Origin of the sequence: Sporosarcina sp. BP05, assembly GCF_014282005.1 — a bacterium.
GTDB lineage: Bacteria > Bacillota > Bacilli > Bacillales_A > Planococcaceae > Sporosarcina.
The window spans coordinates 40,643-55,522 of record NZ_JACFTD010000010.1 but is presented as its reverse complement, the minus strand read 5'-3'; the positions used below and the strand labels follow the sequence as shown (position 1 = coordinate 55,522).

The following is a 14,880-nucleotide window of genomic DNA, read 5'->3' as shown; positions in this document are numbered from 1 at the left end:
GGGTATGAATCATTTTGACATCAACTAGAAATAACGACTTACTATTACAAAATATCGACCCTGCTGAGTCTTTTCCGGTGTCATTCGATGAACTGGAAGCAGCAGCTAAAGAAAAAATGTCCGCTGGCGCATTCGGCTATATCCAATCTGGGGCGAGTGGCGAAGAAACGCTGCGAAAAAACAGCTCCTCTTTTTCAAAGTTTTCCATTGTCCCACGATTCCTAAATGACGTTTCTACATTGGACACATCTGTAAAACTATTCGGCCGTACATACCCTTATCCTTTGCTAATCGCTACTGTCGGCATGCAATTAATCGCACATGAAGATGGTGACATCGCCACTGCAAAAGCAGCCGCGACAATCGGGATTCCTTTCATTCAAAGTACAGTATCTGGTTTTTCAATTGAAGAAATCGCAGAAGCTACCGGCAACAGTCCAAAATGGTTTCAGCTTTATTGGTCAAGCACCAACGATGAAATTGGTTATAGCATGGTCAAAAGGGCCGAGGAAGCGGGTTTTGAGGCTATTGTATTAACAATTGATACAGTAATGATGGGATGGCGTGAAGAGGACGTACGCAATCAATATTCCCCTTTGAAGCAAGGCTTTGGCAAAGCGAACTATGAAACTGATCCAGTATTTTTAGCCTCTATTCCAACTAACGATTTTGACGCCGTCATTCAAGGAATACTGGATAACGTTTACCACCCTACACTAAGTTGGGCACAAGTCGCGGAGTTAAAGAAAAAAACGTCCTTGCCAATCCTCTTAAAAGGGATTTTACATATCGAAGATGCAAAACTCGCTATCGAAAACGGTATTGATGGAATTATCGTTTCTAACCATGGGGGCCGTCAACTTGATGGGGTAATCGCTAGTATTGAGGCTCTACCGGCAATCGTAGAGGCGGTAGGTGGCAAAGTTCCTGTACTATTAGATAGCGGAGTCCGACGGGGCACGGATGTTGTCAAAGCACTTGCACTAGGTGCTGATGCAGTTTTAATCGGTAGACCTTTCGTCTACGGTCTAGCGGTAGGCGGACAAAAAGGCGTTGAAAAGGTATTGGAGAATATCCTTCAAGAAATGAAAGTTTCCATTTCACTATCGGGTGTTACTGATTTAAAAGATCTTCGCGACTTACTAATTACGAACTCTCCCAAGGTTTTTTGAGATAACGGGAAACTACCCATTTCTTCATCTATAAGGGAAAAGTAAAGCCACGTTCCGCCTGGAACGCGGCTTTACTTTTTGTCGGATTATTCTCCAAGTCGGTACACCAAAAAAAGTTCATTAGGGTCTTTTTCATGCATGCTTGATACCTTCACTCCCTTTATCAGTTCAAAAGGGGTACTCGTTTCAAGAAACTCGATATAATCACTCGTCGGATAATAAAGGATGATATCCACAGGCCGTTTGTACCGTTCCACTGACCGCAGAATATTAGCAAGAACCGTCATAAAAATTTGGATTGAAAATGGATTGAAGAAATAAAATCGGTTATCCTCCGTCTCCACGTCATATTCCTCTGCCAGACAGCATTCAAAACGGATGAATTCACTTGACCGTCTGACCTTTTGCATATAACTTGCTTGGTTTTCAAGTGCCTCCTGATATAACTGCCCACTCATCTCAATCCCAGTAACTGAAACATTACAACGATTATGCACATAAAATGGAAGCCTGCCTTTGCCACATCCAAAATCCACTAATCTGTCGGTATTCTTTAATTCATATACCTGAAAAAATTCATCTAGTGCATTATAAGGTGTCGCTTCATAGCGGTTATAATGAGAGGACTGATGCAGCCATTCCCGCATTCCAACGGTATTAATGCGCAGCAACCGATCGCATTCTTTATCATACATAGCCATTCCTCCCAACTTGTTTATAACTATTGTATCTTAATAGCAGAAATAAACCCGAACGTTTTAAAAACCTAGTCAAGTTTTTTCCAGTATGCATTTGGATGACTTTATTTAGTCACCAATTTCACCGACATATCGTATCAATACAAATAATTTAAATTTTCCATCTATTACAGGATGCTAGTATGGTATAATCCTCCGTATATCTAGTTTCCGTAAAATAAACTTAGAGTAGAAAGGGACGGATTGATTGGAAACAAAATCATTACAAACATCTGTGACATTACTAGCCGGATTTCAGTGGCTATTCTTTATGTTTGCCAATACGGTGGTCATTCCCATTTCAATTGGCAGTGCTTTTCAGTTGGAATCAATTGAAATTGTATCTGCAATCCAACGCTCCTTCATATTCACAGGGATAGCCTGTCTGTCGCAAGGGCTTATCGGGCATCGTTTGGCATTAATGGAAGGTCAATCCGGACTATGGTGGGGCGTCATTTTAAGTTTAGCTGCTACTGCCAGTACGATGAATCTTGAACTGACTACGATTGGTGGCAGCATTGCAGTTGGGATAATAATTTCGGGCATTCTCGTCTCAGTTTTCGGCATTTTGGGTATGGGGGAAGTATTAAAGAAGTGGTTCACGCCTGTCGTGATGTTTGTCTTTCTTCTATTACTGGCTAATCAGCTCATTACTATTTTTCTAAAAGGAATGATTGGCCTCAATGTAGATGATTCTATAGATGTAAAAATCGCCTGTTTTTCATTTATTCTCGCCGCACTGACAATCCTTATTCATGTAAAAGGGAAAGGGATTATCAGTAGCTTGAATTTACTCATCGGAATGACTGTCGGGTGGATTGCCGCCGCGCTACTGTTTCCCGTGGAAGTAACAGAGACAATTAATGCGCCCCCTTTCATTACCTTGTTTCCTTGGGGGCAACCCGCCTTTGAGTGGGGCATTGTCATTACTGTCGTCATTACCGGATTATTAAACACCACCAATACAATTGCCACATTAAAAGGGGCAGAAGATATTTTTGAAATGGAGACAACTCCCAGGCAGTACCGTGCTTCCTTCGCACTGACTGGACTGTTTTCGACATTTTCAGGTGTGCTTGGACTCGTTCCTTATGCACCGTACGCTTCATCATTAGGCTTATTACAGTCAACAGGTATTCGAGAAAGAGCTCCATTTTTCGTGGGATCCGCGCTATTCATCCTCTTGGGAATGATTCCACAATTAAGTGCCTTTTTCTCAACAATTCCACACAGTGTCGGCAATACAGTGCTATTCGTTGCCTACATTCAGTTGTTCCGTACAGCAATTCGGAACATCGAAGGGTTAACTTTTGAGCCCAAAACCGTCTATCGTATCGCATTACCAGCTCTTCTTGGACTCGCAATTATGTCACTGCCAGCAACTGCTTTTACTACGATTCCACAACTTGTACGTCCAATTCTTTCGAATGGTATGCTCATGGGAATCCTGGTTGCACTCTTTATGGAGTTTTTGTATTATCTTGGATCTAGATTTCATCAAAAAAACACATGACTTCTGTTTGATAGACAACTGAAAAGGGATATCCTTCAATGGGATATCCTTTCTTTTTTATTCTTATATAGTTGAAGGAATCTTTCGGGTATGTACAACTACTGCTTTAAGGTACGTTTTAGGAATTCCCTAGTACGTTCTTGCGTTGGATTATTAAAGATTTGCTCAGGGCTTCCTTCTTCTGCAATTACTCCTTTGTCCATGAATACCACACGGTCCGAAACTTCCTTTGCAAATTCCATTTCATGTGTAACAACTAACATCGTCAGCCCCGTTCCAGCAAGTTCCTTCATTACCTTCAGAACCTCACCTACCATCTCAGGATCTAGGGCCGATGTAGGTTCATCAAACAACATGACATCGGGTTCCATAGAAAGCGCTCTAGCAATTGCCACACGTTGTTTTTGGCCTCCAGATAATTGTCTTGATTTTGCGTTAACAAATTGGCCCATACCAACCACTTCCAAATACTTCATCGCTATTTTTTCAGCTTCTTCTTTTGAGCGCTTTAACACTTTCACTTGACCGACAACGCAATTTTTGTAATACATCGTGATTATTAAATAAGTTAAATTGCTGGAATACCATTCCTAACTTTGTCCGGTAAGCGTGGATATCATGCTTATTATCTAAAATATTTTTACCATTATAGATGATTTGACCTCCACTTGGTTTTTCTAACAGATTAATACAACGTAGTAGAGTAGATTTTCCAGATCCAGAAGAACCAATAATGCAGACAACTTCTCCTTTAGATACTGAAAAGTCAATGTCCTTTAACACTTCATGGTTTCCAAAGGATTTACTTAGATGTTGAATATCAATTACGTTTTCCATGTATGCTCGCCCTTCCTTTTAATGCTCTTTTGTATTTGCTCCAATCACTTGTGCTGGCTGACCTATCATACTGTAATTTTCTGGACCCTCTAATCTTCTTTCGAAATATCGTAGAATTAGTGTCACGGCATATGTCATGATGAAATACAAAATACACGCAATGAAAAATGGCTCAAAATATTTGAAGCTGATTCCTGCCACGGTTTTTGTTTGAAAGTATAGTTCTGTTACACCAATTACATTCAATACGGATGTATCTTTAATATTAATGATAAATTGATTTCCAGTTGCCGGTAAAATGTTACGAATCACTTGTGGTAATACAACGTTTAGCATCGTTTGGACATGATTCATACCAACCGCTTGTGCTGCTTCAAATTGTCCTTTTTCAACAGAAAGTACACCGCCTCGAACAATTTCAGCCATATAAGCCCCTGTGTTAATTGATACGATAAATATAGCTGCAGCTGTTCGGTCGATATCTATGCCAAAAGCTAAAGCAGAACCATAATAAATGACCATAGCTTGTACAATCATTGGCGTTCCACGGAAAAATTCTATGTACATAGTTAGAATTACGTTAACTATTTTTAAAAAGATCCTTTTTACCCGTCGTTCTGGCGCGGGTATCGTACGAATAACCCCTGCTACTAAACCAATAACTCCACCTAATATAGTACCAATTATGGAAATTAAGAGTGTCATTCCTGCTCCACGAAGGAACATCGGCCAGTTATTAATAATTAATGATAACATCCACTCAAAGCTCATACTTTTCCCCCTAGTTCATACATAAAACCGACTGCAAAAAAATGCAGCCGGTACCACTTCACCCTTATTTAGCCGCTGGCTGATTTTTAATAGCGGCATCCATAATACTTTGACGTTCTTCCTCTGAAATATCTGCTAAGATATCATTAATCTTGTCTGTTAATTCACTGCCTTTTTTCAGTCCGGCTGCCACTGCCGTTTCTTCTTCATCCGCTTCAAACCCATCTGTAAACTCGACCATTGCAAACTTATCATTTGCTGAAGTAGCACTAATTCCTTCTGGACGTTCAGATACATATCCATCAATCACGCCTGATTCCAGGGCAACACGCATTGCAGGAAAGTTATCTGATGCGGGTTGTTTTTTCACGTCTTTAATTTGATCGATTACCCCATAGTGAGATGTATTTAACTGACCAGTTATTTTTGCTCCAGAGAAGTCTTGGATGGAAGTAGCCCCTTCATACGATCCACCTTTTTTGACAATCATTACAAAGTTTGACGTGTAATAGTTATTAGAGAAGTCAATGGTCTGTTTGCGCTCTTTTGTCGGTGACATCCCTGCAAAAATCGCATCGATTTTACCAGATACTAATGCGGGTACAAGACCATCCCACTCCGTTTTCACAACCACTAATTCCATCCCTAAGCCATCCGCAATCTTTTTCGCAATTTCAACATCGTAGCCACCTGCATATTCTGCATTGCCATCGATTTTCACACCACCATTGGCATCACCCATTTGCGTCCAATTAAATGGGGGATACCCAGCTTCCAAACCTACTGTAAGCGTTTCCTTTTCTTCCGATGAATCTTTGCTCCCCGAACTACTTGCCCCACATCCCGCTATTAGCATAATTGCTGAAAAAGACAGTGCTAGTAGTAATGATAACTTTTTTTTCATGAACAAAATCCCCCTTTTTGTTTAGATTTTCAAGTATCTTTATATACTAAAAAGGCCAACCTGTACAAAAAAAGATCTGATATAATCTCAGATCACAATATGTATAGTTGCCCTAAATCCTCTTCCTTCCATAATGAGATAGCACACCTCAATAAACCGGAACGTTTATTGAGACAGTCCTACAGTTCTTAACTGCAGACCCAGTAAGTAATACAGAGAAATAGTACAAACTTCGGCGATATTTCCTTCTCCCTAGAATCGTAGCTTCTCAAGCTCCTCTAAGGACTGTTAAATAACGCGCCTCTACCTCACCTATAAAAAGTGAGGTTGTATTCAATTATGTTACATACTCTACAAGACTATATTCTATCTGTCAACTGGTCTAGCAAGTGGCTGACTTTGTTATACAACAGCCTAGTAGTTTATTAATTAACAATAAACAGAATAACTAGTTATTTTTATTTTCTACGATCTCTACAAACTTTGTTGAAGCTCGTGATAGTGGTACACTTTTTAAAAAGCATACGCCTATACTTCTCTTAGGTATTTCTTCAATTAGCTGTACTTCATGCAATAATCCTTCAGTTAAGTACTCTTTGGAAAATTCTCTAGTCACACATGCTATCCCTAAGTTTATTTTAGCAAACTCCAGTAATAAATCATGTGAACCTAATTCAAATTCCGGGGAAATTTTTATACCTTTAGATATCATAAAATCCTCCACATACCTTCTGGAATTTGATTTTGATTCTAGAAAAATTAATGGCAGTTTTACTAATTCATGAAGGCTCAACGGTTTAGCTAAGATTTTCTTAAATCTCTCCCCGTAAACAAACGTATCCTGGATATCAATACACGGCCTTAGTTCTAATGTAGGATCATCAATCGGGAAGTTACAAACAGCAATATCCACCCCTCCTGATTTTAAAATCGTACAAAGTTCCAATGTTGTACCATTAACGATATTAAATTTGATATTCGGGTATCTATTATGAAAAGCTTCTAAATAGGGAAGTAAAAAGTACCTAGAAATGGTATCCCCTACGCCTATCTTTAATTCACCTGTCGTTAAATTCTTAAACTCTAAAATCTTTTCTTCTCCGACATGAATTAAATTAATAGCCGAATTAGCATACTCAAATAAAAGGCTACCTTCATTTGTTAAAGAAACTCCTTTAGGTGTTCTAATAAAAAGGCGGGTATCTAATTCCCTTTCCAATTGCATGATTGCCTGACTAACGGCTGGTTGTGTCATATAAAGATCTTTTGCTGCCTTGGAAAAACTTTCACTTTTTCCTACCTTACAAAAAATTTTATATAAATCTAATTTACTTACCACATAACCACTCCTTATACCTACCATTCGTTATATTAATTTTACTTATACCACTAATACGTTGTATAGTACAGGTAGACAGTTAGATAATGTAAATATACTTTGTAATACTAAGGAGCGATTCCATTGGAAAGAATAGTTGGAACAGTTGCAAGGGGTCTCCGTTGCCCAATAATAAATCGTGGAGATAATATTGAGGATATTGTCGTAGAAAGTGTGTTAAAAGCTTCCGAAATTGAAGGCTTTACATTTAATGATAAAGATATTGTTTCTATAACAGAATCCATTGTTGCTCGAGCTCAAGGAAATTATGCAACGATTGATCATATTGCTAAAGACGTTAGCTCAAAATTTGGAGAAGAAACTGTTGGGGTAATATTCCCCATTTTAAGTCGTAATCGTTTTGCAATCTGCCTTCGCGGTATTGCAAAAGGCGTTAAAAAAGTGGTTTTAATGCTTAGCTATCCATCCGATGAAGTTGGAAATCACCTAGTGGATCTGGACATGCTTGACGAAAAAGGTATTAATCCTTGGACAGATGTTTTAACAGAAGAACAATTCCGCGGCCACTTTGGCTATAATAAACATACTTTTACTGGCGTTGACTATATTGATTACTATAAATCATTAGTTGAAGAATACGGCGTTGAATGTGAAGTAATATTCTCAAATAGCCCAAAAACCATTTTAGATTATACAAAACATGTACTTACTTGTGATATACACACGAGATTTAGAACTAAAAAAATATTAAAAGAAAATGGTGGCATTAACATTTATAGCCTCGATGACATATTAGCTGAGTCTATTGATGGCAGTGGTTATAATGAAGATTATGGTTTGCTTGGATCAAACAAATCAACTGAAGACGATGTTAAACTTTTCCCACGTAATTGCCAACCTGTCGTGGATAACATACAGCATATGCTCAAAGAAAAGACTGGAAAAGATATCGAAGTCATGATTTACGGAGATGGAGCATTTAAAGACCCTGTCGGTAAGATATGGGAGCTCGCGGATCCGGTCGTATCACCGGCTTACACACCGGGACTTGACGGTACACCTAATGAAATAAAGTTAAAATATCTTGCCGATAATAACTTTGCTGATTTAAGAGGCGATGAACTTAAACAAGCTATTTCACAATTCATTACCGATAAAGACGACGATCTTGTAGGGGCGATGGAAGCACAAGGTACTACACCTAGAAAACTTACCGACCTCATCGGCTCTCTTTCTGATTTAACATCAGGTAGCGGAGATAAAGGTACGCCTATCGTCTTTATACAAGGCTATTTCGATAACTTCACAAAGTAACAGACAATAAAAAAGCTAGGCGCTGAGCCTAGCTTTTTTTCACATGTAAAGCGTGGTTTTTATAGCTTTTTAACAAATTCTGTTTTTAACTTCATAGCTCCAATACCATCAATTTTACAATCAATGTCATGGTCTTCATCAATTAAACGTATCCCTTTTACTTTTGTTCCTTTTTTAACAACTAATGAACTTCCTTTTACTTTAAGGTCTTTGATAACTGTTACAGAATCGCCATCGTTTAAAACATTTCCATTTGAATCTTTGTAAATCTTTTGCTCTTCAACATTTCCAGCTTCTGCTCCTAAAGACCACTCATGGGCACATTCTGGGCAAACGAAAAGGTTTCCATCTTCATATGTATATTCAGAACTACATTTCGGGCAGTTTGGTAAATTCGGCATAATTCATTTCCTCCATTCGTTATATGCTTATATCCTCTCATAGTCTTCCCGTATTGACAAACCTTCCTGAGGTCCTCTGCCAAACATTTTCTACATAAGTTGAAATAATGATTCCCTTCAAGGTCGCTACGGCGCTAGGGGATGCCTCCGCTCAGTTTATATTGGTATTCATTTGTTCAATACCACGTATGTTGATTAACCAAAAGTAACTAGTGAATAACATGATCATCTACTGGGCGCTACGTGTATAGTTGTTTTGGAATCGCTTCGGATTGAATGACTTCTATAAGATTACCGAGATGTCTGGGCGTGTAGTGATGCGACTTTGTCGCATCACTACAAAGTCTTTTCGGTAATCGTATGGTGGTCCTTCATCCGTCGCACTTCAAAAACACAGATAAACGAAGTGCTGAAGCTTTTTGGGACGAAAGAATACCGGCTCCTTAGCTGGAGAAAAGCCGCCAAAGATGCAATTTTGGCGGCTGAAACTTTCTATAGTTTTTTCTTTATTTATTAAAAAAGAATCACTTTCAAGTAGGCATCACATAATTAGATGACTACTCTATGTTAAAAGTAAGCAAGAAACACATTGTACAACGTGCAAGAGTGCCCGAAATTGCATCTTCGGGCACTTACAATCCCTATAGAAAGTCATCTATTCCATTCTTTCAAACATAACAGCATTTTGCACTTGAACATTATAGGTGCGCGACAGGCAACTATTCACAACAATAGAACCCCTCAGTAAATCTGTCATGAATAGTTAGCCGTAAGCGGACCGATTATGCAAATAAATAATTAATAAACAGACATGGTTCAATATATATAATTAGAAATTCACTTCTTTTCCAAAACTGCAAAGTAATTTCCTTCATTATCCGCAAAGTTAAACACTCTGCCAGAAGGCAGTGTTACCAGGTCACCAACTGTAATCTGTTTATCCTTAAAGTCTTTGTATATTTCATCAAGCTTATCTGAGAAAAGCAGTAACGATGGCGTTTGAAGATTTAATTCCGGCTGCATTTTTGCAATAAGTTCCTTATTGTGAAGGATAAAAGCTGTTTCAGCGTCCTTTGACGGCGCAATTTCAATCCATTTCATTCCTTGCCCATTATCTTCTTCTGAAATGACGCTAAATCCTACTTTTTCTGTCCAAAATGTTACTGCCTCATCTTGGTTATTTACATACAGCATAATTTGGCCGATTTTAGTAATTATAGTGTTCACTCCCTATCTGTAGTTTGTTTTGCGTACTTACGACACGGTTCTCCGTGTCCGTCTAACTATAGGTCTTGAAAAAAAACCCTTAATCCAAAGACAGATCAAAGGTTCTATAGTATAGTTTATCACCATTGTTTCTACATCCTAAAATTCAGGTTTGGTCCGGCAAGTTTTCGCTTAGACCAAGTGTCTGCGCTGTTGAAGCATGCATTTCGTGCAAAAGCTCTGGGTTTTCCATTAGTGACATGCCATACGAGGGAACCATTTCTTTAAGTTTTGGTTCCCACTCTTCGATATGTTGTGGGAAGCATTTTTTGATTACCTCAAACATAACATGCACCGCAGTAGAAGCACCTGGAGAAGCGCCAAGCAAAGCTGCAATCGAGCCATCTGCTGAAGTAATCACTTCCGTACCAAATTGAAGTGTTCCTTTACCGCCCGCCTCAGTATCTTTGATGACTTGTACACGTTGGCCCGCTACTACAAAATCCCACTCTTCAATTTTTGCGTTCGGAATAAACTCTTGTAACTCTTTCATTCGCTGTTCTTTGGATAACATAAGTTGTTGGATAAGATACTTTGTCAATGACATTTCTTTTGCACCCGCTGCTAACATCGTTAAGACATTATTAGGCTTTACAGAAGTCACCAAATCCAACATTGAACCCGTTTTTAAGAACTTTGGCGAAAATCCGGCAAATGGTCCAAATAGTAACGATTTTTTATTGTCGATAAATCTTGTGTCAAGATGCGGAACAGACATTGGCGGAGCACCAACCTGCGCTTTTCCATATACTTTTGCGTGATGCTGCGCTATAACCTCCGGATTATTACACACCATGAAGATTCCGCTAACAGGGAATCCACCAATATGTTTTCCTTCAGGAATGCCGGTTTTTTGCAATAAATGCAAACTTCCGCCCCCGCCCCCGATGAAGACGAATTTTGCAGTATGGCGTTCGATGCTACCGCTATCAACATTTTTCACTTTCAATTCCCATGCGCCGTCGTTCGTACGTTTAATAGCATCAACACTACGTTTGTAGTTGATATCGACACCTTTAGTCTGTAAGTAGTCAAATAACATGCGGGTTAAAGCGCCGAAGTTGACGTCCGTTCCAGTGTCGATTTTTGTCGCTGCTATCGCTTCATTCGATGGACGACCTTGCATAATAAGCGGAATCCATTCCATCAGTTTTTCCGGGGTGTCGGAAAACTCCATTCCTTTGAACAATGGGTTGTTTGACATTGCTTCAAAACGTTTCTTTAAAAACGCTACATTTTGTTCCCCTTGTACCATACTCATATGAGGTAACGGCATGATAAAGTCCTCTGGTTTATTGATCAGTCCATTTTTCACAAGATAAGACCAAAACTGCATTGAAAGCTGAAACTGTTCATTGATTTTTATGGCTTTGCTTATATCTACAGATCCGTCTGGCTTTTCACTGGTGTAGTTCAGTTCACACAGTGCTGCATGCCCTGTTCCCGCATTATTCCATTCGTTAGAGCTTTCCTCCCCGGCATTTGCGAGCTTCTCAAAGACTTTAATATTCCATTCTGGTACTAATTCTTTTAGCATTGTCCCCAAAGTCGCACTCATAACTCCGGCACCAATTAAGATAACGTCTGTTTTAGTTTCTTGGTTGCTCATTTTTACCATCCTTATACCTCATATTCGCAGAAAGGATGTATGCGCTCCTGCTTGGACTTGATGGCAAGCTAAAGAGTGACCCAGTCACATACCTTTTCTGTCTCAATTATAACAATCCTATAGTATATTACAATTACTTATGGGTCGGAATAACTTCTATTATATAGTAGTTATAGTTTATTTAAAAGTTGGTAAGAAACAAGTGGTCCCCAGGAATACTTAAAACCCATGGCCTTAACCCAGCCTCTTACAATGATAAAGGCTTTGATTTGCCGTTACCAGTGAGTCGTCCCCCTCTAATTTTCGCCTTCACTTATGGTACGGTCCTCCGCTATTAATCTAAAGCAGAACTTTATTCATCTTTTTATAATTAAATTTAACCAAAAAGGTAGTCCCTTCCAATCCCGTTTGAATCTCTATCTTTGCATTATGGCGTGCAGCAATAGCATAACAAATGCCTAATCCCAAGCCAGTACCATTATCTTTAGTCGTGTAGAATGGAGTACCCAATTTCTCTACTATTTCAGGCCTGATTCCTTCTCCTTGATCCCGTACTGCAAGAACCACACAATTTTCATTTTCCTTGTAGGTGCTGATGGATAGAACTTTCCCTGCACTCATCGCTTCTAAGCCATTACGGTATAGATTTATTATTAATTGCCGTATCTCATTGCGATTTAAAAGTAATTCTGGAATGTCTTTAGTATCAACTTGAATAAACTTATTTTGATTAAGTGTATCAATCTTTATTAAGGGAACGATACCATGAATAATTAAATTCAAATCTAACATCTCTAAATCGGATGTCTTTGTATTACCCATTGACAGAAATTCAGTAATAATAGCATTGGCACGGTCAAGTTCTTCAATCATTAAATTAAAGTAACCATTATATTTTTCCAATTCGTCCTCTTCTTTTAATAACTGCAAGAACCCCCGTGCCGTTGTCATTGGATTTCTTATCTCATGGCTAATACCTGCTGCCATTTGCCCTATTAAATCTAAGCTGGATAACCTTTTCAATTCCTCTTCATATTTCTTTTTTTCAGTAATGTTTTTTAAGAGACAACAGATTCCATCATCATATGGGTAAGCGACTACTTCGAACCAATAATTATTATAGGTCGAGAGGAATTCGAAATGTACTGTTACTCGATCTGACATTGCACGATGAAGTTTTTTATACATGACTGTATCTAGGTTCTTCGGGAAGACATCCCAAATATTCTTACCTAATACATCTTCTGCTGTTTTGTTTTGTGGTAAATATTGATGTTTATTTAAATATATAAATTCCCATTCTTTATTCAAAGCATAAAATCCATCCGTAATACTTTCAATTACACTCGTAACTTTTTCATTAGCAGCAGCTAATTCGCTTGTTCGCTCTTCCACCATGTTTTCAAGTTGGTCCATATATAACAAGTTAGAAAATATAGGAGCTGTAGCATCAACTATAGATTGTGCCAGTTGAATTTGGGACTTATGATAATTGTCGGCTTTCCCCTCTACATTAACAACTGCTATTATTCCTAATACTTCTCCCATTGAAACCAACGGAATCATAAGTAAATCCTTACTATCTAGATTCGGGATGGAAATTATACGTTTTGTTTTAATAACCTCTTGCATCATGGTTTCATAGTTTTGATCAATTCCTATGCTTTTAAGGTTCGCAACCCAATCTGCTTGTGTCCACTCATAGTCTTTACTAAAAATTGTTGTTTTTTCTAAGGAATCTAGTAGGTGGGCAGCAATACTTTTACTATCTAAAACTTTTCCTAAGTAAAAAAAGCATATATCAAGACTTTCCACTATAGAAACACACATCGACAAATCACGTGTCACATTAAGTAATAACTGCTTTTCGGAAATAAGATCTTCTTTTTGTGTTAAATTATTGGCATTTTGAATTGCCACTGCCGCCATATTCACATAAGCTTCAACACTTTGAATTTCTGACTCTGTTAAGTTCATTGGAGTCCCATAATCGAATAAAAAAACTAGACCAAATAACTCATGCCCAAATGCGATAGGCAGAACTAATAAGGATTTAATTTTGAAAGCTTTGACTGGTCTCGGGTCCGGCCTATTATCCTTTGAGGTATCAGGGATGTAGATGGCTTTTTGGGTTTCAATTACTTCTCTGGCCAGTAAGTCTATTTCAGGATCAATTACCTGCGTATCAAGTGTTATACCATTTATGACTTCTGGTTTTCCTGCAAACCCCCTGAATGTTCCATCCTTTTGGGGTAAATAAATACCGACAGAGTCACATTGAACAATCTCTTCGGATATTGCCTTTGTTACACGCTGTAATACTTCACGAAGTTCTAACTTTGTATTTATTATTTTAGTTATGTTCGCAAGCCTAGAATATCTCGTCTGTTCACTTAACATCCATACGGTCCCCAATCATAGGCATTATAAATTTCAGCTGAAGTTCAAGAGGTTCAAACACCACAATCATTAAAAAGATTTGAAATTTCTATAACAAAAACCGCCTTTACTTATGGTACGGTTCATTCTTCATTATCCTGAAAGCCCTATATACCTGCTCCAACAATATCAGCTTCATCATCTGATGTGGAAATGTCATTTTCGAAAAGGACAGTAATTCATCTGCCCGTTTTATTACACTGTCATGCAATCCTAGCGATCCGCCGATAACAAACGCTACCTTACTACGTCCGTAGGTCATCAACGACTCTAAGTCCGCAGCTAGCTCTTCTGACGTCTTCATCTTTCCTTCAATCGCAAGCGCAATCACATACGTATCCGACCCGATTTTCGCCAGAATTCGTTCCGCTTCTTTTTTCTTCACAATTTCCATATCAGCATCGCTTAATGATTCAGGTGCTTTCTCATCTACTACTTCGACTACGTTAACTTTTGCATACGCGCCTAATCGTTTAGAGAATTCCTCAATGCCCATTTTTAAATACTTCTCTTTTAATTTACCTACTGTCACAATTGTAATATTCACAAGTTGTCCACCCTTTTTAATTTATTACAAA

The 14,880-nt window shown here is 38.5% G+C and carries 12 protein-coding genes, 1 pseudogene and 1 riboswitch; of the genes and pseudogenes, 3 read left to right on the top strand and 10 right to left on the bottom strand.

Annotation, left to right across the window (positions count from 1 at the left end):
* Nucleotides 1-14 precede the first annotated feature (14 nt).
* The gene (locus H2672_RS12775; RefSeq protein ID WP_186671945.1) at nt 15-1,172 is read left to right on the top strand and encodes an alpha-hydroxy-acid oxidizing protein; all 1,158 of its coding nucleotides are present in this window, start codon (nt 15-17) and stop codon (nt 1,170-1,172) included.
* Between the two features lie 86 nt (nt 1,173-1,258).
* On the opposite strand, the gene H2672_RS12770 is transcribed toward H2672_RS12775, so the two are convergent.
* On the bottom strand, nt 1,259-1,867 hold the full coding sequence (locus tag H2672_RS12770) for a class I SAM-dependent methyltransferase (RefSeq protein WP_186671943.1): 609 nt from the start codon (nt 1,865-1,867) through the stop codon (nt 1,259-1,261).
* A 250-nt stretch (nt 1,868-2,117) separates the two neighbouring features.
* On the opposite strand from H2672_RS12770, the gene H2672_RS12765 reads away from it, so the two are divergent.
* Nucleotides 2,118-3,422, top strand: coding sequence for a uracil/xanthine transporter (locus H2672_RS12765; RefSeq protein WP_255485810.1), 1,305 nt, complete (start codon nt 2,118-2,120; stop codon nt 3,420-3,422).
* Nucleotides 3,423-3,520: 98 nt separating this feature from the next.
* Here the strand turns inward: H2672_RS12765 and H2672_RS12760 are convergent.
* The 4 genes and pseudogenes from H2672_RS12760 to H2672_RS12745 form a co-directional block, all read right to left on the bottom strand.
* A pseudogene (locus tag H2672_RS12760) lies at nt 3,521-4,259 on the bottom strand (amino acid ABC transporter ATP-binding protein).
* Between the two features lie 18 nt (nt 4,260-4,277).
* Nucleotides 4,278-5,030 (bottom strand): amino acid ABC transporter permease, encoded by a 753-nt coding sequence (locus tag H2672_RS12755; RefSeq protein WP_186671941.1) that lies wholly within the window; start codon nt 5,028-5,030, stop codon nt 4,278-4,280.
* A 64-nt stretch (nt 5,031-5,094) separates the two neighbouring features.
* Nucleotides 5,095-5,934, bottom strand: coding sequence for a transporter substrate-binding domain-containing protein (locus tag H2672_RS12750; protein WP_186671939.1), 840 nt, complete (start codon nt 5,932-5,934; stop codon nt 5,095-5,097).
* 131 nt (nt 5,935-6,065) lie between these two features.
* Nucleotides 6,066-6,248, bottom strand: a riboswitch (Lysine riboswitch).
* A gap of 134 nt (nt 6,249-6,382) precedes the next feature.
* Nucleotides 6,383-7,273, bottom strand: coding sequence for a LysR family transcriptional regulator (locus H2672_RS12745; RefSeq protein ID WP_186671937.1), 891 nt, complete (start codon nt 7,271-7,273; stop codon nt 6,383-6,385).
* Between the two features lie 123 nt (nt 7,274-7,396).
* Here H2672_RS12745 and H2672_RS12740 point away from each other — a divergent pair, with 123 nt between their 5' ends.
* Nucleotides 7,397-8,587 (top strand): coenzyme F420-0:L-glutamate ligase, encoded by a 1,191-nt coding sequence (locus tag H2672_RS12740; protein ID WP_186671935.1) that lies wholly within the window; start codon nt 7,397-7,399, stop codon nt 8,585-8,587.
* 59 nt (nt 8,588-8,646) lie between these two features.
* Here H2672_RS12740 and H2672_RS12735 read toward each other — a convergent pair whose 3' ends face one another.
* The 5 genes from H2672_RS12735 to rlmH all read right to left on the bottom strand — a co-directional run bounded on the left by H2672_RS12735 (nt 8,647) and on the right by rlmH (nt 14,849).
* Nucleotides 8,647-8,988 (bottom strand): zinc ribbon domain-containing protein YjdM, encoded by a 342-nt coding sequence (locus H2672_RS12735; protein ID WP_186671932.1) that lies wholly within the window; start codon nt 8,986-8,988, stop codon nt 8,647-8,649.
* Nucleotides 8,989-9,825: 837 nt separating this feature from the next.
* Nucleotides 9,826-10,206, bottom strand: a complete 381-nt coding sequence (locus H2672_RS12730; RefSeq protein WP_186672041.1) for a VOC family protein — start codon at nt 10,204-10,206, stop codon at nt 9,826-9,828.
* 154 nt (nt 10,207-10,360) lie between these two features.
* Nucleotides 10,361-11,863 (bottom strand): malate:quinone oxidoreductase, encoded by a 1,503-nt coding sequence (locus H2672_RS12725; protein ID WP_186671930.1) that lies wholly within the window; start codon nt 11,861-11,863, stop codon nt 10,361-10,363.
* 339 nt (nt 11,864-12,202) lie between these two features.
* Nucleotides 12,203-14,263 (bottom strand): GAF domain-containing sensor histidine kinase, encoded by a 2,061-nt coding sequence (locus H2672_RS12720; RefSeq protein ID WP_186671928.1) that lies wholly within the window; start codon nt 14,261-14,263, stop codon nt 12,203-12,205.
* A 106-nt stretch (nt 14,264-14,369) separates the two neighbouring features.
* On the bottom strand, nt 14,370-14,849 hold the full coding sequence (gene rlmH, locus H2672_RS12715) for a 23S rRNA (pseudouridine(1915)-N(3))-methyltransferase RlmH (protein WP_186671926.1): 480 nt from the start codon (nt 14,847-14,849) through the stop codon (nt 14,370-14,372).
* Between the last annotated feature and the right edge of the window lie 31 nt (nt 14,850-14,880).

Bases quoted from the DNA above. Each gene is read 5' to 3' on its own strand.
- H2672_RS12770 (WP_186671943.1), bottom strand. From the start codon at position 1,867: ATGTATGATAAAGAATGCGATCGGTTGCTGCGCATTAATACCGTTGGA.
- H2672_RS12725 (WP_186671930.1), bottom strand. From the start codon at position 11,863: ATGAGCAACCAAGAAACTAAAACAGACGTTATCTTAATTGGTGCCGGA.
- H2672_RS12720 (WP_186671928.1), bottom strand. From the start codon at position 14,263: ATGTTAAGTGAACAGACGAGATATTCTAGGCTTGCGAACATAACTAAA.
- H2672_RS12735 (WP_186671932.1), bottom strand. From the start codon at position 8,988: ATGCCGAATTTACCAAACTGCCCGAAATGTAGTTCTGAATATACATAT.
- H2672_RS12755 (WP_186671941.1), bottom strand. From the start codon at position 5,030: ATGAGCTTTGAGTGGATGTTATCATTAATTATTAATAACTGGCCGATG.
- H2672_RS12750 (WP_186671939.1), bottom strand. From the start codon at position 5,934: ATGAAAAAAAAGTTATCATTACTACTAGCACTGTCTTTTTCAGCAATT.